This is a genomic window from Cellulosimicrobium sp. BMG9.23 (genome assembly GCF_059159985.1).
On the sequence record NZ_JBZGBZ010000005.1, the window covers coordinates 285631 to 305750 of the forward strand.

The window sequence follows — 20120 nt, forward strand, 5'->3', positions numbered from 1 at the left end:
GTGCACGTACCATCACAGGATGGCTCTCATCGCGCTCACGACGCCCGCCCAGATCGGCGCCGCGATCCGGAGCGCCCGAAGGCGCGAGGGTCTCACCCAGAACCAGCTGGCCGAGCGTGCCGGCGTCAGCCGCCGGTGGCTGATCACGCTCGAGAGCGGACACTCGGAACGGGCCGAGCTCGGCAAGGTCCTGGACACGCTCGACGCGCTCGGGCTCGACCTCACGATGACCACCACGCCGCGCGAGAAGAGCGGCCTCTCCGACCTCCTGGAGCACCTGTGAGCAGCCGGTACCTGGCCGTGCTGCTGTACGGCCAGCACGTCGCCGACCTCGAGCAGACTCGGGGCGGACAGCATCTCCTGCACTACCGCGAGGAACCAGGCACGACGCCGATCTCGTTGACCATGCCCCTCGCGGGCGGGCCCTTCGGGCAACGGGTCGTCGACCCCTTCCTGGACGGGCTGCTGCCCGAGCGCGAGGCCGCCCGGGAGGCGATGTCGCGCGAGTTCGACGTGTCCGCCCGCAACCCGTTCGCGCTCCTGGCCAACATGGGGCTGGACTGCGCCGGTGCCGTGCAGTTCTGCGGCGAGGACGAGGTGCCGGACGTCCTGGCCCGCCGAGGCACCCTCGAGCCGCTCACCGACGACGACATCGAAGCACGTCTGACCGAGCTGCGGACCAACCCCGGCGCCAGCTGGCTCGCTCCGCGCGAGCGGTGGTCGCTGGCCGGCGCGCAAGCGAAGTTTGCGCTGCGGCGCAAGGGAGACATGTGGTACGAAGCCACCGGGGCCGAGCCGACGACCCACATCCTCAAGCCCGGCGTGGACGGCTTCCGCTCCCAAGCGCTCAACGAGCACATCAGCCTGCAGACCGCGCGGCGAGCCGGCCTGTCGGCGGCCCGCTCGCGCTTCGAGCGGTTCGGTCACGAGTCGGCGCTGATCGTCGAGCGATACGACCGCCGCCACGACGACGGGACTCCGAGCCGGGTTCACCAAGAAGACCTCTGCCAGGCCACCGCCACCTACCCCGGCGACAAGTACGAGTCCGACGGCGGGCCCCGGGCGGTGCGGATCGTCGACCTGCTGCGGACCCAGAGCACGCGCCGCTACCGCCAGGGCAACCTGGACGCGTTCGTCGACGCGCTGGCCTTCAACGTCTTGATCCAGGCCCCCGACGCGCACGCGAAGAACTACTCGATCCTGCTGGCCGACAGCGCCGTGCAGCTGGCCCCGCTGTACGACGTCGCGTCCGGTGCGCCGTACGACTCCAGGGACCAGACCGGCCTGCGCACCTCGGCGATGGCGGTGGGCGGTCGGCGTGAGTTCGTGCAGATCGACCTCGGTCGCTGGAGTCGGTTCGCACGGGAGGCACGCCTCGACCCCGACGAGGTGACCGGCAGGGTTCTCAGCCTCGCCGAGCGACTCCCCGACGCCATGGCGGACGCCTTCTCGGCGGAGGAGGAGCGCGGCGATCCCGAGGTCGGCGAGCTGCGTACGCGGATGCTCGACCAGGTCGCCCGTTCCTGCGAGGTCCTCCGATCCCAGCGGGCGACGCGAGATAGCGACGCACGGCCGAGATAGCGATCAGGGCACGGAGAGCGACCAGTAGTCCGGGAGGAGCTCCGGCTCGACGAGGCGCACCTCGGCGGGCTCGGCGTCGTCGGGCGTGAGGAAGTGCTGCGTGGCGCGGCTCGAGACGGCACCCGTGCACACCGGAGGGTCGGTGATCGGCATGCCGGGCAGCGACGACGCGCCCGCCGTGAACTGGCGGCCGGACGTGTCGACCAGCAGGACCTCGCACGAGGAGTACGCCTCCTCCGCGCTCGCCGCGCCGGGCACGGCGTCCGAGCGCACCGACAGGTCGACGGCCCACAGCGTGTACCCGTCCGGGGCCTCGACGCGGCCGTCGTAGCCGTCGTCGAGCCAGTCGACGACCTCGATCCCGGCGAGGCGGGCCCGCACGTCGCCGACCTGCGCCCAGCCCTCGGCGTCCGCCGCGTGGCCGCGGTGCGGCTCCGACGTCCACCATCCCTGCACGGCGTCGGAGCGCCAGGTGACGGCACCGAGCGCCGCGAGCGCGACCACGAGCACGACCAGCCACCAGCGGTTCGCGCGCCACCATCCGACGCCGCCGACGACGCCGCCGCCGCCGCCGCCGCTCAACTGTCCCACCCGCCCGGGAGGAGCGCGGGAGCGAGCATCTCGACGGTGTCGCCGTCCGACGGCACCTCGACCCGGCCGAGGTCGATCTCGGCGATCGCCTGCGGGCGGTCGATGTCGGCGTCCTGGTGCTCCGTGAGCACGCGCAGCACGACGTCCCCCTCGAGCGCCCGGGCCGGCACCTCGACGACGACGGTCCCCGCCTCGGGGACGTCCGGGTCCACGAACGTGCTCATCATCGGGTTGCTCACCCGGTGCGAGGCCTCGTGGTCGCGGCCGTCGGCGTCACGCAGCTCGAGCACCTCGATGCCGGCCTCCTGCGTCGTGCCGGACACCGCGAGGTCGACGGCGACCCAGGCGCCGTCGGTGGTGAGCGTGTCGAAGCCGTCCTCGAGCACCGTGCCGGTACGGACGTCGTCGACGCGCACGCGCAGGGGGCCCGCGGTGACGACCTCGCCCACGGCGCCGCGCGTCGTCGTCGACGTGAGCGTGGGCCACCACGTGTCGACGCGCGAGACGGCCGCCCCGACCACGACGGCGAGGACGAGCAGGACGACGGTCACGACCCGGTCGGCCCGGCGCGGCCGCGGGGTCGCGGGCGCTCCGGGCGCCCCGGAAGCCCCGGACAGCGCGGACCCGACGACGGCCGTCTCGGTGGTCTGGTCGCTCACCGGTCGACCTCCTCCTCCGGCGGGTCCACGACCTCCGCCGGAACGTCACCGGGAGGGGCGTCCACGAGCACCACCTCGCCCGTCTCGGCCCATCGCCGACCACCGCCGATCGTCATGTCGCGGTACCGGAACGTCGGGAGGGTCACGGTGAGCGGCTCGTCGGGCGTGGTCGGCCCGTCGGACGCGGCGCCCGGCTCCTCGACCGTCACCGGCCACAGGAGCGCGACGTCCTCGGGAAGCCCCGGCTGCAGCACGGGAAAGAGCGAGGCGTCGCGCACGAGGAGCGTCGTCCCGGGACGGTCGGGCTCCGCCTCGCCCGCGAGCGCCAGACCGGCGGGCAGGTCCGCCGGGAGCGTCACCGCGGTGTCGTCGAGGCGGCGCGACTCACGGTCGGTGTCGAGCGCACCCACGACGACGAGCAGCCACGCGTCGGCCCCGGCGTCCTCGAGCGCGGAGACCTGCACGTCGTCGGTCACGGACCACGACCGCACCGTGAGGTCGAACGGCCCGGTCGGGACCGGCTCGCCCGCGGCGGCCCGGACCGGCCCCGCGTCGACGGCGACGTGCTGCGCGAGGCCCCCGGCCGCCGTCGTGCCCACCACGACGCCGAGCACGACCGCGAGCGCCGTCCGGCGCGGCCACGTGCCGACGACGGCGCGCGCCACGGGCACGGCGCGGGCGGCCCTCGGCGGCGTCGTGGTCACGCCGCGCATCCTACGGTGGCGCGGGCGGTGCCGTCAGGCGCCGCGGACGAACACGGTCGTGATCGGTCCCACGACGACGACGTAGACGAGGGCGAGCAGCACCGAGTGCAGCACGCAGAACAGCACCGCCTGCCCGAGCGCCCCGGGCTCTCGCAGATGGCGCACGAGCTTCCGCACGAACTGGGCCGGGTGCAGCAGGTCCCAGCTGTTGAAGCGCACGTAGCGGCCGAGGTAGATCCCCACGGTGACGAGCACGAGCACGGCCGCCACGGCGAGCCAGGATCCGGGCCGGGCGAACGGCGCGTCGTCGTCGGGGTAGCGCAGGACGGCGTAGAGCATCTGGGCGACCAGCACGTTGACGACCGTGTTGAGCACCCCGGAGAGCGCGAGGGTGAGCACCGCGACGATGTCGTACCAGAGCGGGACGCCCTCGCCCTCCTGGCGGTGGTTGAGGTTCAGCTCGGTGACGAGGTAGCCGGCGTTCGGCAGGAGCACGAGCCACACGAGCGCGCCCAGCACGGCCACCGTCGTGACGACCCACGGCGTCACCCCGGCGGCGAGGAGCGCGGCGTCGACGAGGACCACCGCGCCGAGCACGAAGACCGGCACGATCGAGAGCCCGAGGTTGAGCAGCATCGGCCGGTACACCGCCGTGCGGTACACGACGGCGCGCAACACGATGAGCACCAGCGCGTAGACGTTGAGCAGCGCGACGCCACCGAAGAGCCAGGTGAGCACGCCCCTACGCTACGGGCGGCTCGCCGCGCGGGCCTGGGACGCCGCCGATAGCGTGGAGAGCGGCGAACCTCCCCGTGCCCGACGACGGGCACCTCCCCCCAGGAGCGACATGGCACGGCAGGACGAGAACCCGGCGGCGCCCCGACACCTCGCGCCCGAGGCCCCTTCCGGTCCACCCGCACCGAGCACGTCCCCCACGCTCATGCTCGCCCTGGCGACCGTCGGGTTCGCCGTGAACTTCTGGGCCTGGGCGCTCATCAGCCCGCTCGGCGCCGCGTACGGCCAGCTGTACGACCTCACCGACGTCCAGGTCTCGGTGCTCGTCGCGGTGCCGGTCGTCGTGGGATCGCTCGGCCGCATCCCCGTCGGTGCCCTCACGGACCGGTTCGGCGCCCGGGTCATGTTCCCGCTGGTCAGCGCGGCCACGATCGTGCCCGTGCTGTTCGTGGGGCTCGTCGCGGACAGCTTCGTCGCGCTCCTCGTGGGTGGCTTCTTCCTCGGCCTCGGCGGCACGGCGTTCGCCGTCGGCGTGCCCTTCGTCAACGCGTGGTACCCGCCCGCCCGGCGCGGCACCGCGATCGGGATCTTCGGCATGGGCATGGGCGGCACGGCGATCTCCGCGTTCACGACGGTGCGCATCCGCGACGCCTGGGGCGAGGCCGCGCCGTTCCTGCTCGTCGCGGCGATGCTCGCCGTGTTCGCCGTCGTGTCGTGGCTGCTGCTGCGCGACGCGCCCGGGCGGGCGGCAGGGACCGGCGGCGGCTTCTGGGCCCGCACGTGGTCGACGTTCCGGATGCCCGTCACGCTCCAGCTCTCGTGGCTCTACGCCGTGGGCTTCGGCGGCTTCGTCGCGTTCTCCGTGTACCTGCCGACCTTCCTCGTCAACGCCTACGACCTCACCGTGTCCGACGCCGCGGCGCGCACCGCGGGGTTCGTCGTGCTGGCCGTGGTCATGCGCCCCGTGGGCGGCACGCTGTCGGACCGGTTCGGGGGCGTCCCGGTGTCGGTCGTGTGCTTCGCCGTCGTGACGGCGCTCGCCGCCGTCGTCGCGTTCCAGCCGTCGCTCGTCCCCGTGGGGACGATCGCGTTCCTCGGCCTGGCCGCTGCGCTCGGCGCGTCGTCCGGCGCGACGTTCGGGCTCGTCGCGAAGGCCGCGCCGCCCGACAAGGTCGGCGCCGTGACCGGGCTCGTCGGCGCCGCCGGTGGCCTCGGCGGGTTCATCCCGCCGCTGCTCATGGGCGCCGTCTACCAGCTCGAAGGCACGTACGGGCTCGGCTTCGGGCTGCTCGCCCTCACCGCGCTCGTCACGCTCCTCTTCACGCTCGGCCCGGTCCGCCGCGGCGTGCGGGCGCGCGAAGCGGCGGCGTCCGCCTGACCGCCCCGCGCGCCGGTCTCGCTCAGGCTGCGCGCACCGCGACCCTCGGCAGCACGAGCCACAGCGCCGCCAGCAGCACCAGGACCGCACCGCTCGCCCAGAGCGCCGCCGTGCGTCCGACGACGACGTCCACGACGAGCAGGACCGTGCCGGTGAAGACCAGGGCGAGGACGACGATCCCGGCGCGGGTGACGCGGTCGCTCAGCGTCACCAGCTCGGGCTTGCGGTGCTTGCGGAACAGCGCCCGGTGGATGCTCACCGGAGTGACGAAGAGTCCCGTCGTCAGGACGGACAGCCCGACGAGCGTCAGGTAGACCCCCACCTGGAACGCGTCGAGGTCGGCGAACCGCGCCTGGAACGGCAGCGTCAGCAGGAACCCGGTGAGGATCTGCACGCCCGTCTGCATGACGCGCAGCTCCTGCAGCAGCTCCACCCAGTTGCGGTCGGACCGCTCGTCGGGGGTCTCGTCCCGCCCCCGGTCGTCCGCTCCGGCCCGTGCCTCGTCGGCGTCCACACCCATGTCGTCCCTCCGTCCGTCGGAGCGGGTCCCACCCGCTCGACCGTCTCGTCCGCCGCAGACCGCCTTCGGCCGCGCGCTGGGCTAATCTTCCACTGCTGGGGTCAGGAATCGGCTCCGTCCTGCTTCGACCCCCGGGGACACCCATCGATGGACGCCGTCCTGCCCTCCGCCGACCCAGAACCCGCGATCACCCTCCCGAGCCGCCTCGTCGCCGTGCTCGCCGCGCTCGCCGCAGGAGAACCTCAGCCTGTCGGTCGATTCCGCGTCGACCTCGCCACCGAGCGGTGGTGGTGGTCGGACGAGGTGTTCGCGATGCACGGGTTCGCGCCCGGCGAGGTCGTCCCGACGACCTCGCTCCTGCGCGCGCACACCCACCCGGACGAGCGCGAGCACGGCGTGCGCGCCCTGATCCTCTCCGCACGCGACGGCCACCCGTTCGGTTCCATGCACCGCATCGTGGACGCGACCGGACGGACACGCACGCTCGCCGTCGTCGCGCAGGGTCGGCGGAACAGGACGACCGGGGAGGTCGTCGAGCTCTCGGGCTACTTCGTCGACGTCACGGAGCACCACCGTGAGGCCGCCCGGCGCGAGGCGACGGCCTCGATCCGCGCCGCCGACGCGTCGCGATCGGTGATCGAGCAGGCGAAGGGGGTGCTCATGGTCGCGTTCGGGGTCGACGCCGACGAGGCGTTCGAGCTGCTGCGCAAGCGGTCCAACGACGCCAACGTCGCGGTGCGCGAGCTGGCGCGGCGGCTCGTCGGCGGGCTGGGCACGTCGGGCGACGTCGTCGAGGCGGCCCGGGAACGCGTCGACGCGCTGCTCACCGACGCCGAGCGCGCTCCTGCCGCGGGAGCCGCCGGCGATACGTGCCTGGAGGGATCAGGATCCTGACATCGCCGCGTCGGGGCGGTCGATCCCGGGGACGCGACGCGTCTCGACGATCTCCCGCGCGACGTCGACCAGCTTGACGTTCGAGTCCTGGGAGACCCGGCTCAGCACGGCGAACGCTCGGCTCGACGACAACGAGAAGCGCTCCATGAGGATGCCCTGCGCCTGGCCGATGAGGGTGCGCGTCTGGACGGCCGACTGGAGCTGCTCCTCGGTCCGCGCTGCCGAGATCGCGGCGGCGGCGACGGCGGCGAACGTCGAGGCGAGGTGGTGGTCCTCGGGTCCGAACGCGTGCGTCGTCGTCGCGTACATGTTGAGCGCGCCGTGCGCGCTCTCCGACGTGTAGAGCTGGACGCAGAGCATCGAGCGAACGCCCAGCTCGTCCGCGACCTGCGGGGACCACCGGGGCCAGCGCACGTCGGCCTCGATGTCGCCGGACTCCACGAGGGGTGCCTCACGGATCGCGTCGAGGCACGGGCCCTCGCCGAGCTCGTACTGCAGCTCGTCCCCGCGCGCGACGAGCGGGTCCGACACCGCGGGACTGTCGATGCGCCCCCGCGAGATGAGCGAGATGCCCGCGGACTCGCAGCCGTCGACCATCGACACGGCGAGCTCGACCACCCGGTCGAGCGTCTGCTGGAGCGTCGGCTCGTCCGCGAGGGCGCGCGCCGCGTCGGCGACGCGTCCCGTCACGGTGAGCCCGTCGACGACGAGCGCGGCGCCGGGCGCCACGTCGGCGGTGCTGGGCGCACTCTCGACGGCCGTGCCCGGCACGGCCGTCCTCTGCTCGATGCTCGTCATGGGGGCTCCTTCTCGGTCAGTCCGGTACAAGCGTACGTCGGACTCGACCGGCGGCCGTCGCCGGAACCCCGCCCGGGCACGAGGCCCGGGCGAGGCGGGAGCGGTGGCCGTCTCGCCCGCACAAGGCGTGGCGGCTGGGTCCCGACCACGGGCGCCGTCGCTCTCGCGAAGGACCCGCTCCCGGACGAGCACGGCGGGCTCGTCCTCCGTCCTCCCGACGGGCTGCGGCGATCGGCCGAGCAGCCGCGGCCCCGGGGGAGGTCTCAGGGCTCAGAACACGGGCTTGCCGCCCGTGACCCCGAGCACCGTCCCCGACACGTAGCTCGCGTCCGACGCGGACGCGAGGAACACGAACGCGGGCGCGACCTCCGCCGGCTGCCCCGCACGACCGAGCGGCGTGTCCTGGCCGAACTTCTCGATCTTCTCGGGTGGTTGGGTCGCCGGCTGGAGCGGCGTCCAGATCGGCCCCGGAGCCACTGCGTTGACCCGGATGCCCTGCGCGCCGAGCTCGGCCGCGAGGTTGACCGTGAGGTTGTTGATCGCGGCCTTCGTCGACGCGTAGTCGAGCAGCGACGTCGACGGCTGGTACGCCTGGATCGACGAGACGTTGATGACGCTCGCCCCCTCGCCCAGGTGCTCGAGCGACGACTGCGTCACCCACAGCAGCGCGTAGAGGTTCGTCTTCAGCACGCGGTCGAACTCGTCCGTCGTCGCGTCCGCGAACGACTCGCGCCGCGCGTACTGGAAGCCCGCGTTGTTGACGAGCACGTCGAGGCCCCCGAGCTCCGCCACGGCCCGTCCCGGGAGGGCGCGCGCCGTCGCCTCGTCGGTGAGGTCGCCGGGGAGGAGAGCGATCGTGCGGCCGGCCTCACGGACCCACCGTGCCGTCTCCTCGGCGTCCTCCTGCTCCTCGGCCAGGTACGAGATCGCGACGTCGGCGCCCTCGCGGGCGAACGCGATCGCGACGGCCCGGCCGATCCCGGAGTCGCCTCCGGTGATCAGCGCCCGCCGGCCCTCGAGCCGGCCGCTGCCACGGTACGAGCGTTCGCCGTGGTCCGGCGTGGGGTCCATCGGTCCGGTCAGTCCGGGCGGCTCCTGCTGCTGGGCCGGGAACGCGGTCGTGTCGTCCGTCATCTCGTTCTCCTTCTCAGCCGCGGGCGGGCTCGCGGCGTCGGGCGAGCTGGGCGTCGTGGGCGCGCGGCCGGGCCGGCGGCTTGACCGCGGCGAGCGCTCCGGCGACGGTGGCCTCGGCCGTCGGGCCGACGCCGCCCGCCTTCGTGAGGGCGGCCATCACCTGGGCCGCGGCGTCGTGCACGGGGGTCCCGGCCTCGCTCGCGGCCTCCGCGAGCAGCCGGGCGGCCTCCAGGTCGTCGACGCCGTGGACGGCCATGAGGACGCCCTTCGCCTGCTCGACGGCCGCGGCGGTGACGAACGCCCGGGTCACCGCGCGGTTCGCCTCGCGGTCGAGCACCTCGCGCTGCACCGGCGTCACGTCGACGACGTATCCGGCGATCTCGACGACGCGCCCCCTGGCGTCGCGTCGCCCCTGCCCGGTGATGACGACCGTCCGCGCGCGGCCGTGGCCGTCGACGATCCGGTGGGCGCACGAGAAGGGACGCCCCGTGCGCAGCGCCTCGGTCCCGGCGCGCACGACGCGGGCGCGGTCGTCCGGGTGCTTGCGCGAGCGCAGCACGTCCAGCCCCGGCTCGACGTCGCCGGGCTCCCAGCCGTGCATCGTGTACACCTCGTCCGACCACCACCACGTGCCGGTGCCGATCTCGACCCGGTACTGCCCGACGAGGAGGTGCGTGCCGAGGGCCAGAACCTCGGCGAGGGACGCCGGGCGCACGGGGGCGGTCTGCGCGGGGCTGTCGGTGGTCACGGAGCTCGGGGCCATGTGGTCCTCCTGGATCCAGGGGGTGTTTCGGGCCGCTTCTTGACTCCGGCTCCAACCTAGCTCAGAGGCCGACGGACGGCACCCGCACTTCGGTAGCGTGCGCCCATGACCCCTCCCGAGGACCGGCGGACCGTCGCGCAGCACGTCGACGCCGCGCTCGCGCTCGTCGACCCCCTGCCGGTCGTGGAACGCGACCTCGACGACGCGCTCGGTCGCGTGCTCGCCGCCGACGTCGTCTCGCTCCTCGACTCCCCCGCGTCCAACTCCTCGGCGATGGACGGGTACGCGGTCCGGACCGCCGACGTGAAGGGCGCCACGCCGGCGAACCCCGTGACGCTGCGCGTCGTCGCGGACGTCCCGGCGGGCGCGACGGACGGCTCGGACGGCGGACCGGGCGCCGCCGGGCCGCGCGTCGGCCCCGGGGAGGCGGCGCGCATCATGACGGGCGCCGTCGTCCCGGCCGGCGCGGACGCCGTCGTGCCCGTCGAGGAGACGTCGACGGGCCGGTTCGTCGCGGGCTCGGGCGCGTCCCCGGGCGCCTGGACCGGCACGGTGACGCTTCCCGTCGCGGTCCGGGGCGGTGCGCGACGCACGCACGTCCGGCGGCGGGGCGAGGACGTGCGGCGCGGCGACGTCGTGCTGCGGTCGGGCACGCGGCTGGGCGCGCGCCACGTCTCCGTGGCCGCGTCCGCGGGGTACGCGACGCTGCCCGTCCACCGCGAGCCGCGCGTCGCCGTCGTCTCGACGGGCAGCGAGCTCGTGCCCGCCGGGACGGTTCCCGAGCCCGGCATGCTCCCCGACTCGAACTCCGTGCTCGTCGCCGCCGCGGCCCGGTCGCTGGGGGCGCACGTCGTGCGGCGCGGCGCGGTGGGCGACACGGTCCAGGACCTCGGCGCCGCGCTCGACGGGCTGCTCTCCAGCGCGTGGCCCGACGGCGCCGTCGCACCCCCGGACCTCGTCGTCACCACGGGCGGTGTGAGCGCCGGGGCGTTCGACGTCGTCCGTGGGCTGCTCGACCCCGCCACCCGGGCGGGCACGCCCTGGGAGGACGCGGTCACCGACGCGCAGCTCGTCGCCGTCGGCATGCAGCCCGGCAAGCCTCAGGGCCTCGCGCGCTGGCGGGGCGTCCCGTGGCTTGCGCTGCCCGGGAACCCGGTGAGCGCGTTCGTGTCGTTCGAGCTGTTCGTCCGCCCGGTAGTCGACCGGCTGCGCGGCTGCCCGGAGCCCCGGCGCACCCTGGTCACCCGGATGGCGGGCGAGGGGTGGGCGTCGCCCCCCGGACGGGAACAGCTCGTCCTCGTGCGGCACGCGGGGCCCGACGACGCGCGGGTCGTCCTCGCGCGCGGCGCTGCGACTTCCGGGGCACAGGGCTCGGGTTCGCACCGGCTCTCCGCGCTGGCGTCCGCCGACGCGGTGGCCGTCGTGCCGGCGGACGTGACGATCGTGACGGAGGGCGACGCGGTCCGCGTGCTCCTCCTGGACACCTAGCGCGCGACGGGCCGGGGCGACCCGGGTACTACTTCGCGGTCGGGATCGGGTGGCCCTCCGAGGCCTGCACGACGACGATCCCCTGCCCGGACAGCGCGAGCTGGTACGCCTCGCCCGACCCGCGCCCGATAGCGGCGCCGAGCTTCGCCGTCTTGCGGACCGAGGACTGCAGCGAGGTCGACCACAGGACGGCGGCCTGCATGTCGACGAACGTCGGCACGTCGACGCTGAGCACGACCGGCGTGCCGTACGCCGTGACCGCGATCGAGCCCGTGCCGCGGAAGGTCGTGTTGAACAGGCCGCCGCTCATCATGGAGGCGCCCTCGACGCGGTTGATGTCCCACGTCAGCGAGCTCTCGAACGCGAGCACGTTCGCGCCGTTGACCGTGACGCCCTCGTCCTCGAGGTGGAGCACGAAGACCTGGTCCGCGTCCTGGGCGAGGAACACGTCGCCGCTCCCGGAGACCTTCATGAGGGACATGCCCTCACCGGTGAACGCCTTCTTGAACATCTTGCCGAGGCCGCCCGAGCCCTCGTACGCGAAGTCGACGTCGCCCTGGTAGGCGACCATCGAGCCCTGCTTGGCGAAGAAGAACCCGCCCGTGCCGGACAGGTCCACCTTGAGCATGCGGTCGTTCTGGAGCTGGAAGCTGCCGGGCTCGACGGAGCGCTCGGCGTGGTCGAGGAGTGAGCTGCGCATGGCCTCGATCCTGCGGCACTCCGGCGCCGGTGGCAACGGTCACGCGCCGGGGACGCGGCCGAGACCGTGGGCGACGTGGAACCACGGGACGACCGTGGAAGAGTGGGCGCATGAGCTTCACGCACCTCGACGAGCGCGGCCACGCGCGCATGGTGGACGTCACCGAGAAGCAGCCGACGGTCCGGTCCGCGACGGCTACCGGCGTCGTGCGGTGCTCGCCGCACGTCGTGGCGGCGCTGCGCGACGGCGCCGTCCCGAAGGGCGACGTGCTCGCCGTCGCGCGCGTCGCCGGGATCGCGGGCGCCAAGCGCACGGCCGAGCTCCTGCCGCTCGCGCACGTCATCGGCGTCCACGGCGCGGTGGTGGACCTGACCGTCGGCGACCACGGGGTCGACGTCACGGCGACCGTCCGCACCGCCGACCGGACGGGCGTCGAAATGGAGGCGCTCACCGCGGTCGCCGTCGCCGGCCTCGCCGTCGTGGACATGGTCAAGGGCCTCGACAAGTCGGTCGAGCTCACCGACGTCCGCCTCGTCGCGAAGACCGGCGGGAAGTCCGGCGACTGGCACCGCGAGCCGTGACCCGGCGCGACGACGGTTCGGCAGCCGGTGCTCGGGTTCGGCAGCCGCAACCGCCGATTCCCGCAGCGGGCGCCGAACTGTCCGGTGGCCTGTCGTACGACGCCGTCGTCCTCGCCGGCGGGCGTGCGGAGCGGCTCGGGACGCCGAAGCCGGGCCTCGTCGTCGCCGGCCGGCCCCTGCTCGAGCACGCGCTCGCGGCGACGTCGGGCGCGCGGGCGACGGTCGTCGTCGGGCCGGACGAGCTCGCCGACACCGCCGACGGACCGGGGCGCTACCTGCTGACACGTGAGGACCCGCCGTTCGGCGGGCCCGTGGCCGGGATCGCCGCGGGCCTCGCAGCCCTGCCCGCCGACCGACAGACCGCCCTGACCGAGACCGCGGCCCCTGCGGGCACCGCCCTGCCCGACGGCGACCCCGCGCCCTGGGTGCTCGTCCTCGCCTGCGACGTCCCCCGCGCCGTGGACGCGGTCCCGCTCCTGCTCGCGGCGGCCGCGGACGCCGACGCGACCGGCGTCCAGGTCGACTCGGTGCGCGCCGCCCGGGACGGACGCGACCAGTGGCTCGTCGGCCTCCACCGCCGCTCCGCGCTCGACGCCGCGGTCGACCGGCTGCGGGCGGCGGGCGGCGTCGACGGCGCGCCGGTGCACCGCCTGCTCGGCGGCCTCGCCGCGCGGACCGTCGAGGACGCCGCGGGCCTCACGGACGACGTGGACACGTGGCAGGATGCCCACGAGCACGACCGTCGCGCCGGGACCGGCCCCGCGACGGACGCCCGCCCGCCCGCCGCACGGCACCACCACAGACAGGAGGCCGCGATGACCAACCTCGAGCGCTGGGTGGACGCCCTCGTCGACGAGTACGACCTCGACCCCGACGTCGTCGACATCGGTGCCGTCCTCGACCTCGCGCGCGACGCCGCGCACGGCGTCGAGCGCCCCGCGGCCCCGCTCACGACGTTCATCGCGGGGTACGTCGCCGGGATGGCGGCTGGCGAGGGGGCCGACCACCCGATCGAGGACGTGCTGGCCCGCGCCACCGAGCTCGCCCTCGCCTGGACCGCTGCACCCGAGCTGCCCGAGATCCCCGACGTGCCGGCGACCGAGTCGCCGGAGGCCTGACCGTGGCGACCGTCCGGTACTTCGCCGGTGCTCGCGAGGCTGCGGGGGTCGAGTCGGAGACCGTCGCCGCGACGACCGTCGGTGCGCTGCACGCGGCGCTCGTCTCCAGGCACCCCGCCCTGACCGACGTCCTGCCGCGCTGCTCGCTGCTCGTCGGCGGCGTCCGCGCGTCCGACGACGCGGCCCCCGTGGGCGCCGACGAGACCGTCGACGTCCTGCCGCCCTTCGCCGGGGGCTGACCCGCCCCGAGCCGCGAGCTGTCAGCATCACACCGGTACCTGGACCGGCCCGGTGCTGACAGCGAGCAACCCGCAGAACGTGTCAGCGCGCGACCGGCACGCAGACCCGCTCGGTGCTGACAGGTCAGTGGTCGCCGCCGCCGAGCTGGGACAGCACGTGCGGCACGAGCGGTTCGAGCACGGCCCAGCCGTCGCGCACCCCGCCGGTCGACCCGGGCAGGTTGACGACGAGCACGCGGCCGTCCGGGCCGGGTGCGGTCCCCGCGACCCCGCGCGACAGCACCGCCACGGGCACGTGCGCGGCACCGCGCCGCCTCAGCTCCTCGGCGATGCCGGGCACCTCCTGGTCGACGACGAGCCGCGTGCCCTCGGGCGTCAGGTCGCGCGGCCCGACGCCGGTCCCACCCGTCGTGAGCACGACGCGCGCCCCGGAGGCCACGGCCCGGGCGACGGCGTCGCGGACGGACGCGGCGCCGTCGGGCACGAGATCGGTGCTCACCTGGCGATACCCGACGTCCGCGAGGAGCCCGACGAGGAGCGGGCCGGAACGGTCCTCGGCCTCGCCGCGCGAGCAGCGGTCGGACACGGTGACGACGGCGACGCGGACGTCGGCAGGGGGCTGTCGCGGGTGCTCGCTCATGGGGGCACGTTAGGGCACCGTACCGACGCCCGAGTGGTCGGCTGCCTCCGAAGCCGTCGCGCGTGACCGCGGGGCACGTGCCTAGGGTGGGGAGGAGGAGCGACGGCGTCGGAGCCGCGCCCCCCCGATCCCCCGAGCCCCCGTCGAACGAAGGAGTTCCGATGAGCACCGCCCGGTCCGCCACCCCCCGCCGTGCCTCCCTGCGAGGAGCCCGGCACGCTGCCCGGCTCGCGGGCGGCACCGCGGTCGTCGTGGCGCTCGCCCTCGCGACGCCCGCGTCCGCCGCCCCGCTCGCCGCCGCCCCTGACGTCGATCAGGCCCCCGACGACGGCTACGAGGTGATCTTCGACGGCACGCAGGAGTCGTTCGACGCGTGGGAGTACGCGGGGGACGGCGGGTTCGACCTGGTCGACGACGGCACGATCCGCAGCCGCGTCGGCGAGGACGGCGGGTTCGGCACGCTGTGGTACCCCGTCCGGCAGTACGGCGACTTCTCCCTGACGCTCGAGTTCCGCGACGACGCCCCCGGCGACCTGCGCGGGAACAGCGGCGTGCAGGTCCGCTTCCCCGCGTTGACTGGTCCGGTCGAGGGGTGCCCGACGACCTTCAACGGCAACGAGACGGGCAACCTGTCGTGGATCGCGGTGAACTGCGGCCACGAGATCCAGGTGAACGACTCGCCGGAGGGTGGCTCGAACGACCCGCGCAAGACCGGCTCGATCTACGGCTTCGCCGACATCGGGCTCGACCAGGCCATGCCGACGCCCAAGGGGACGTGGAACGAGCTGGAGGTGCGCGTCGTCGGGCAGCACTACACGGTGATCCGCAACGGCGTCGTGATCAACGAGTACGAGAACCTGCCCGGCGTGCCGTTCCCGGGTCGCCCGAACGACCCGGACTCGAGCAGCCGCGGCCTCGTCGGGTACGTCGGGGTGCAGGCGCACGGCTCCGCGCCGGACGTCGTGTCGTACCGCGACATCGCGGTCCGTGAGCTGCCGCCCGTGACGACCGAGGCGAGCGTCCGCTGCCTCGCCGGGACGGCGTACGTCGCGGTGCGCGCGCAGAACGTCGGAGACGCCGCCGTCGACGTGACGCTCGCGACCCCCGCCGGGCAGCGGGAGTTCACCGACGTCCAGCCGGAGCGCAGCGCCTACCAGGCGTTCAACGCCCGTTCGACCTCGGTCGCGGCGGGGGTCGTGTCCCTCACGGTCACCGGGGACGACGGCGAGCCGGTCGTCGTCGAGACGCCGTACCCGGCGACGGACTGCGGCTGACCCACCCCGCCGCCGGGCGGCGCGTCCGATCCCTCGCTCACCGCGCGCTCCCCCACCTTCCTGGGCATAGTGGGCAGGGATCGCACCAGCCCGCCCTGCTCACCCAGGAGGCCGCATGTCGCAGTCCACCGTGCCGTCCCCGGGGGCACCGGCCGGGCCCGTCCCCGCAGGTCCGGTCGAGGACGCCCTGCTCCGGCTCGGCAAGCACCTGCGCCGCGGCGAGGTGTCCGAGGACCTGCGCCAGGTGTTCCTGCGCGGCGGCCGCGAGGGCGACGTCTTCTACCGAGACCGGTGGTCGCACGACAAGGTGGTGCGCTCGACGCACGGCGTGAACTGCACGGGCTCGTGCTCGTGGAAGGTGTACGTCAAGGACGGCATCATCACGTGGGAGACGCAGCAGACGGACTACCCGTCGGTGGGCCCCGACTCGCCGGAGTACGAGCCGCGGGGGTGCCCGCGCGGGGCCGCGTTCTCCTGGTACACCTACTCGCCGACGCGCGTCCGCTACCCCTACGTGCGCGGCGTCCTGCTCGACCTGTACCGCCGCGCGAAGGCGACGGTCGGCGGTGACCCGGTGCTCGCGTGGCAGTTCCTCATGTCCGACCCGGACGCGTCGCGCGCCTACAAGTCGGCGCGCGGCAAGGGCGGGCTCGTGCGCGCGACGTGGGACGAGGCGGCGGAGATCGTCGCCGCGGCGCACGTCCACACGATCAAACGGTGGGGCCCCGACCGCGTCGCCGGGTTCTCCCCGATCCCCGCGATGTCGATGGTGTCGCACGGCGTCGGCGCGCGGTTCGTGCAGATGCTCGGCGGCACGATGCTCTCGTTCTACGACTGGTACGCCGACCTCCCCGTGGCCTCGCCCCAGGTGTTCGGCGACCAGACCGACGTCCCCGAGTCTGCCGACTGGTGGAACTCGACCTACTGCATCATGTGGGGCTCGAACGTCCCGGTGACCCGCACCCCGGACGCCCACTTCATGGCCGAGGCGCGCTACCGCGGCCAGAAGGTGGTCGTCGTCTCGCCGGACTACGCGGACAACACGAAGTTCGCCGACGAGTGGCTCGCGCCGCAACCGGGCACGGACGGCGCGCTCGCCCAGGCCATGGGCCACGTGATCCTCACCGAGCACTACGCCCGACGCCGCACGCCCCAGTTCGCGCAGTACGGCGCCCGCTTCACGGACCTCCCACACCTGGTGCGCCTCGAGCAGCGCGACGACGGCACCTACGTCCCTGCCAAGTTCCTCACGGCGGCGGACCTGCCCGACAGCATGCTCGCCGCCGCCGCGGCGACGCCCGCGGCCGACGGCTCCGCGCCCGCGAACGCGGCGTTCAAGACGGTCGTCCTCGACGCCGACGGCACCCCCCGGATCCCGAACGGCTCCCTCGGCCACCGCTACGGCGACGCCGACGCGGGCCGCTGGAACCTCGACCTGGGCGACATCGACCCCCTCCTCTCCGTCGCCGACCCGCACGGCGCCTTCTTCGGCGCCCCGGGCGCCGCCCCGACCCGCGACTCGACCGACCACGGTTCTACCTCGCCGGACCAGGGCTCTACCTCGGCACCGCACGAAGGCGACCCGGTCGCGGGAGCCGCGCCCGCGCCGTCGGGCACGACGGCCCCGACCACCGCCCGCGGCGAGACGGCAGCGGAGGCGGGGCCGGGGGCGGCGTCGGAGGCGAAGGGCGTGGTGGGCCTGGCGGGAGGAGCCCGAGGAACGAGGGCTCCGGATGGTAGCCCGAGCCCCGACGCCGCCACCGTCCCCGCCGAACCCGACGCCGCCCCCGTCCCCGCCGGGCCCGACCCCGCCACGAGCGCGACCACGACCTACGAGACCGTCCAGGTCGCGCTCCCGCGCTTCGACCTCGACCCGACGCCGGGCGACGACGCGTCCGCCCACACGGGCGGCTCCGGCGTCGTCGTGCGCGGCGTGCCGGTGCGGCGCGTCGGGGACCACGTGGTGACCACGGTCCTCGACCTCATGCTCGCGCAGTACGGCGTCGACCGGCCGGAGCTCGGCCTCCCGGGCGAGTGGCCGAAGGGCTACGACGACCCGTCGACGCCGGGCACCCCGGCGTGGCAGGAGCAGTTCACGGGCGTGCCCGCGCCGGCCGCGGAGCGCATCGGCCGGGAGTTCGCGCAGAACGCGCTGGACTCGGGCGGGCGCTCGATGATCATCATGGGCGCCGGGACCAACCACTGGTTCCACTCCGACACGATCTACCGCGCGATGCTGGCGCTGACGACGCTCACGGGGTGCCAGGGCGTGAACGGCGGCGGCTGGGCGCACTACGTGGGGCAGGAGAAGTGCCGTCCGGTCACGGGCTGGGCGCAGTACGCGGGCGGGCTGGACTGGGTGCGCCCGCCGCGGCAGATGATCGGGACGGCGTTCTGGTACCTCGCGACGGACCAGTGGAGGTACGACGGGCTGCCGGCGGACGCGCTGGCGTCGCCGCTCGCGCAGGGCCAGTTCGCGGGGCGCACGACGGCGGACACGCTCGTGGAGTCGGCGCAGCGAGGGTGGATGCCGAGCTACCCGACGTTCGACCGCAACCCGCTCGACCTGGTCGACGAGGCGCGCGCGGCGGGCAAGGAGCCAGCCCAGCACGTCGTGGACGAGCTCAGGGCCGGAAACCTGCGGTTCGCGTGCGAGGACCCGGACGCACCGCAGAACTTCCCGCGCGTCGTGACGGTGTGGCGGGCGAACATCCTCGGGTCGTCGGGCAAGGGCAACGAGTACTTCCTCAAGCACCTGCTGGGGACGGACGCAGCGGTGAACGCGGCGGAGTCCGGGCCGGACCGGCGTCCGCAGACCATGACGTGGCGCGACGAGGCGCCCCGCGGAAAGCTCGACCTGCTCGTGACGATGGACTTCCGCATGACGTCGACGACCCTCTTCAGCGACGTCGTGCTCCCCGCCGCGACCTGGTACGAGAAGCACGACCTGTCGTCGACGGACATGCACCCGTTCGTGCACTCGTTCAACCCGGCGGTCGACCCGCCGTGGCAGACGCGCACGGACTTCGCGACGTTCCACACGATCGCGGCGAAGGTCTCGGAGATGTCCGTGACGCACCTCGGGGTGCGCGAGGACCTCGTCGCCGTGCCGCTGCAGCACGACACCCCGGACGAGATGGCGGTGCCGCACGGCGCGCTCACCGACTCCGGGCGGCCGATGACCGAGCGCGAGCTGGTCCCGGGCCGGACCATGCCGAAGCTCGTCGTCGTGGAGCGCGACTACCCCGCGTTCGCGGCACGCATGGCGGCGCTCGGGCCGCTCACCGACACCGCCGGGATGGCGACGAAGGGCGTCGCGTTCATGCCGGACGAGGAGGTCCGGAACCTGGGCCGGCGCAACGGCGTCGTCCAGGAGGGGCCGGCCGCTGGGCGTCCGCGCCTCGACAAGGACACGCACGCGTGCGAGATGATCCTCGCCCTGTCCGGGACGACGAACGGCCGCCTCGCGGTGCAGGGGTTCGAGAACCTCGAGAAGCGCACGGGGACGCCGCTCGCGGACCTGGCCCGCGAGGAGGAGGGCGTGCGGATCACGTTCCCGGACGTGCAGTCGCGCCCGACGCCGGTCGTCACGTCTCCCGAGTGGTCCGGCTCGGAGCACGGCGGGCGCCGGTACTCGGCGTTCGTGGTCAACGTGGAGCGGCTCAAGCCGTGGCACACGCTCACCGGGCGGCAGCACTTCTACCTCGACCACGACTGGATGATCGAGCTGGGCGAGCACCTGCCGGTCTTCAGGCCGCCGCTCGACATGCACCGGCTGTTCGGCGACTCGCCCGTGGTGGGCGACACGTCGCCGTCGGGCTACCCGGGCTCGGACGGGCACGCGGAGGTCGCGGTGCGGTACCTCACGCCGCACAACAAGTGGTCGATCCACTCCGAGTACCAGGACAACCTCTTCATGCTGTCGCTCTCGCGCGGCGGGCCGAACGTGTGGATGAGTCCCGCCGACGCGGCGAAGATCGGCGTCGCGGACAACGAGTGGATCGAGGCGTACAACCGCAACGGCGTCGTCGTGGCGCGCGCGGTCGTGAGCCACCGCATGCCGGAGGGCACGGTCTACATGCACCACGCGACCGACCGGACGATCGACGTGCCGCTCGCCGAGACGTCGGGTCTGCGCGGCGGGATCCACAACTCGCTGACGCGCATCCTCCTCAAGCCGACGCACCTCGCGGGCGGGTACGCGCAGCTGTCGTACGCGTTCAACTACCTCGGGCCGACGGGCAACCAGCGGGACGAGATGACCGTCATCCGGCGTCGGTCGCAGGAGGTGCGGTACTCGTGACGGGACGGGCGACGCGGAGG

General features: G+C 74.2%; 20 protein-coding genes. 10 read left to right on the forward strand and 10 right to left on the reverse strand.

Annotated elements, in window-relative coordinates; translation table 11 throughout:
• Nucleotides 1-19 precede the first annotated feature (19 nt).
• Nucleotides 20-283 (forward strand): helix-turn-helix domain-containing protein, encoded by a 264-nt coding sequence (locus tag AC4H2G_RS10075; RefSeq protein WP_494365615.1) that lies wholly within the window; start codon nucleotides 20-22, stop codon nucleotides 281-283.
• Nucleotides 280-1581, forward strand: coding sequence for a type II toxin-antitoxin system HipA family toxin (locus AC4H2G_RS10080; protein ID WP_494365616.1), 1302 nt, complete (start codon nucleotides 280-282; stop codon nucleotides 1579-1581). The genes AC4H2G_RS10075 and AC4H2G_RS10080 overlap by 4 nt, the downstream gene beginning before the upstream one ends.
• Before the next feature lie 3 nt (nucleotides 1582-1584).
• Here the strand turns inward: AC4H2G_RS10080 and AC4H2G_RS10085 are convergent, their stop codons facing one another.
• From AC4H2G_RS10085 to AC4H2G_RS10100, 4 genes are read right to left on the reverse strand one after another with little or no spacing between them, the layout of a single operon-like run.
• Complete coding sequence (locus AC4H2G_RS10085; protein WP_494365617.1) at nucleotides 1585-2163, reverse strand: hypothetical protein; 579 nt, start codon at nucleotides 2161-2163, stop codon at nucleotides 1585-1587.
• On the reverse strand, nucleotides 2160-2831 hold the full coding sequence (locus AC4H2G_RS10090) for a hypothetical protein (protein WP_494365618.1): 672 nt from the start codon (nucleotides 2829-2831) through the stop codon (nucleotides 2160-2162). The genes AC4H2G_RS10085 and AC4H2G_RS10090 overlap by 4 nt, the downstream gene beginning before the upstream one ends.
• Nucleotides 2828-3535, reverse strand: a complete 708-nt coding sequence (locus tag AC4H2G_RS10095) for a hypothetical protein (protein ID WP_494365619.1) — start codon at nucleotides 3533-3535, stop codon at nucleotides 2828-2830. Before AC4H2G_RS10095 ends, AC4H2G_RS10090 begins: the two co-directional genes overlap by 4 nt.
• Nucleotides 3536-3568: 33 nt before the next feature.
• Nucleotides 3569-4273, reverse strand: a complete 705-nt coding sequence (locus AC4H2G_RS10100) for a DUF1361 domain-containing protein (RefSeq protein WP_494365620.1) — start codon at nucleotides 4271-4273, stop codon at nucleotides 3569-3571.
• Nucleotides 4274-4382: 109 nt separating this feature from the next.
• Here AC4H2G_RS10100 and AC4H2G_RS10105 point away from each other — a divergent pair, with 109 nt between their 5' ends.
• Entirely contained in the window at nucleotides 4383-5648 is a 1266-nt protein-coding gene (locus tag AC4H2G_RS10105; RefSeq protein WP_494365621.1) for an MFS transporter, read from the forward strand.
• A gap of 22 nt (nucleotides 5649-5670) precedes the next feature.
• Here the strand turns inward: AC4H2G_RS10105 and AC4H2G_RS10110 are convergent, their stop codons facing one another.
• A complete protein-coding gene (locus tag AC4H2G_RS10110) occupies nucleotides 5671-6168 on the reverse strand; it encodes a DUF6328 family protein (protein ID WP_494365622.1) in 498 nt (165 codons plus the stop codon).
• A 147-nt stretch (nucleotides 6169-6315) separates the two neighbouring features.
• On the opposite strand from AC4H2G_RS10110, the gene AC4H2G_RS10115 reads away from it, so the two are divergent.
• Nucleotides 6316-7062 (forward strand): PAS and ANTAR domain-containing protein, encoded by a 747-nt coding sequence (locus AC4H2G_RS10115; protein WP_494365623.1) that lies wholly within the window; start codon nucleotides 6316-6318, stop codon nucleotides 7060-7062.
• On the opposite strand, the gene AC4H2G_RS10120 is transcribed toward AC4H2G_RS10115, so the two are convergent.
• The 3 genes from AC4H2G_RS10120 to AC4H2G_RS10130 all read right to left on the reverse strand — a co-directional run bounded on the left by AC4H2G_RS10120 (nucleotide 7051) and on the right by AC4H2G_RS10130 (nucleotide 9757).
• Nucleotides 7051-7860, reverse strand: a complete 810-nt coding sequence (locus AC4H2G_RS10120; RefSeq protein ID WP_494365624.1) for a GAF and ANTAR domain-containing protein — start codon at nucleotides 7858-7860, stop codon at nucleotides 7051-7053. The two genes, AC4H2G_RS10115 and AC4H2G_RS10120, sit on opposite strands and share 12 nt — an antisense overlap.
• Before the next feature lie 270 nt (nucleotides 7861-8130).
• Nucleotides 8131-8994 (reverse strand): SDR family oxidoreductase, encoded by an 864-nt coding sequence (locus tag AC4H2G_RS10125; RefSeq protein WP_494365625.1) that lies wholly within the window; start codon nucleotides 8992-8994, stop codon nucleotides 8131-8133.
• 13 nt (nucleotides 8995-9007) lie between these two features.
• Nucleotides 9008-9757 carry a PAS domain-containing protein gene (locus AC4H2G_RS10130; RefSeq protein ID WP_494365626.1) on the reverse strand — a complete coding sequence of 250 codons (750 nt, stop codon included), beginning with the start codon at nucleotides 9755-9757 and terminating at the stop codon, nucleotides 9008-9010.
• 105 nt (nucleotides 9758-9862) lie between these two features.
• On the opposite strand from AC4H2G_RS10130, the gene AC4H2G_RS10135 reads away from it, so the two are divergent.
• On the forward strand, nucleotides 9863-11245 hold the full coding sequence (locus AC4H2G_RS10135) for a molybdopterin molybdotransferase MoeA (RefSeq protein ID WP_494365627.1): 1383 nt from the start codon (nucleotides 9863-9865) through the stop codon (nucleotides 11243-11245).
• 28 nt (nucleotides 11246-11273) lie between these two features.
• Here the strand turns inward: AC4H2G_RS10135 and AC4H2G_RS10140 are convergent, their stop codons facing one another.
• Nucleotides 11274-11945 (reverse strand): AIM24 family protein, encoded by a 672-nt coding sequence (locus AC4H2G_RS10140; protein WP_435737312.1) that lies wholly within the window; start codon nucleotides 11943-11945, stop codon nucleotides 11274-11276.
• A 110-nt stretch (nucleotides 11946-12055) separates the two neighbouring features.
• Here AC4H2G_RS10140 and moaC point away from each other — a divergent pair, with 110 nt between their 5' ends.
• The 3 genes from moaC to AC4H2G_RS10155 are packed head-to-tail and all read left to right on the forward strand — an operon-like array spanning nucleotide 12056 to nucleotide 13883.
• Complete coding sequence (moaC, locus tag AC4H2G_RS10145) at nucleotides 12056-12526, forward strand: cyclic pyranopterin monophosphate synthase MoaC (protein WP_494365628.1); 471 nt, start codon at nucleotides 12056-12058, stop codon at nucleotides 12524-12526.
• Nucleotides 12523-13644 carry a DUF6457 domain-containing protein gene (locus tag AC4H2G_RS10150; RefSeq protein ID WP_494365629.1) on the forward strand — a complete coding sequence of 374 codons (1122 nt, stop codon included), beginning with the start codon at nucleotides 12523-12525 and terminating at the stop codon, nucleotides 13642-13644. Before moaC ends, AC4H2G_RS10150 begins: the two co-directional genes overlap by 4 nt.
• Before the next feature lie 2 nt (nucleotides 13645-13646).
• On the forward strand, nucleotides 13647-13883 hold the full coding sequence (locus AC4H2G_RS10155) for a MoaD/ThiS family protein (protein WP_494365630.1): 237 nt from the start codon (nucleotides 13647-13649) through the stop codon (nucleotides 13881-13883).
• A gap of 124 nt (nucleotides 13884-14007) precedes the next feature.
• On the opposite strand, the gene AC4H2G_RS10160 is transcribed toward AC4H2G_RS10155, so the two are convergent.
• Nucleotides 14008-14523 (reverse strand): MogA/MoaB family molybdenum cofactor biosynthesis protein, encoded by a 516-nt coding sequence (locus AC4H2G_RS10160; protein ID WP_494365631.1) that lies wholly within the window; start codon nucleotides 14521-14523, stop codon nucleotides 14008-14010.
• A gap of 161 nt (nucleotides 14524-14684) precedes the next feature.
• Here AC4H2G_RS10160 and AC4H2G_RS10165 point away from each other — a divergent pair, with 161 nt between their 5' ends.
• A complete protein-coding gene (locus AC4H2G_RS10165) occupies nucleotides 14685-15797 on the forward strand; it encodes a 3-keto-disaccharide hydrolase (protein WP_494365632.1) in 1113 nt (370 codons plus the stop codon).
• Between the two features lie 115 nt (nucleotides 15798-15912).
• A complete protein-coding gene (locus tag AC4H2G_RS10170) occupies nucleotides 15913-20100 on the forward strand; it encodes a nitrate reductase subunit alpha (RefSeq protein WP_494365633.1) in 4188 nt (1395 codons plus the stop codon).
• The last annotated feature ends 20 nt before the right edge of the window (nucleotides 20101-20120 follow it).

Coding starts and splice junctions, on each gene's coding strand:
- AC4H2G_RS10130 (WP_494365626.1), bottom strand. CDS start 9,757: ATGGCCCCGAGCTCCGTGACCACCGACAGCCCCGCGCAGACCGCCCCC.
- AC4H2G_RS10170 (WP_494365633.1), top strand. CDS start 15,913: ATGTCGCAGTCCACCGTGCCGTCCCCGGGGGCACCGGCCGGGCCCGTC.
- AC4H2G_RS10075 (WP_494365615.1), top strand. CDS start 20: ATGGCTCTCATCGCGCTCACGACGCCCGCCCAGATCGGCGCCGCGATC.
- AC4H2G_RS10110 (WP_494365622.1), bottom strand. CDS start 6,168: ATGGGTGTGGACGCCGACGAGGCACGGGCCGGAGCGGACGACCGGGGG.
- moaC (WP_494365628.1), top strand. CDS start 12,056: ATGAGCTTCACGCACCTCGACGAGCGCGGCCACGCGCGCATGGTGGAC.
- AC4H2G_RS10105 (WP_494365621.1), top strand. CDS start 4,383: ATGGCACGGCAGGACGAGAACCCGGCGGCGCCCCGACACCTCGCGCCC.
- AC4H2G_RS10115 (WP_494365623.1), top strand. CDS start 6,316: ATGGACGCCGTCCTGCCCTCCGCCGACCCAGAACCCGCGATCACCCTC.
- AC4H2G_RS10160 (WP_494365631.1), bottom strand. CDS start 14,523: ATGAGCGAGCACCCGCGACAGCCCCCTGCCGACGTCCGCGTCGCCGTC.
- AC4H2G_RS10165 (WP_494365632.1), top strand. CDS start 14,685: ATGAGCACCGCCCGGTCCGCCACCCCCCGCCGTGCCTCCCTGCGAGGA.
- AC4H2G_RS10140 (WP_435737312.1), bottom strand. CDS start 11,945: ATGCGCAGCTCACTCCTCGACCACGCCGAGCGCTCCGTCGAGCCCGGC.
- AC4H2G_RS10135 (WP_494365627.1), top strand. CDS start 9,863: ATGACCCCTCCCGAGGACCGGCGGACCGTCGCGCAGCACGTCGACGCC.
- AC4H2G_RS10120 (WP_494365624.1), bottom strand. CDS start 7,860: ATGACGAGCATCGAGCAGAGGACGGCCGTGCCGGGCACGGCCGTCGAG.
- AC4H2G_RS10125 (WP_494365625.1), bottom strand. CDS start 8,994: ATGACGGACGACACGACCGCGTTCCCGGCCCAGCAGCAGGAGCCGCCC.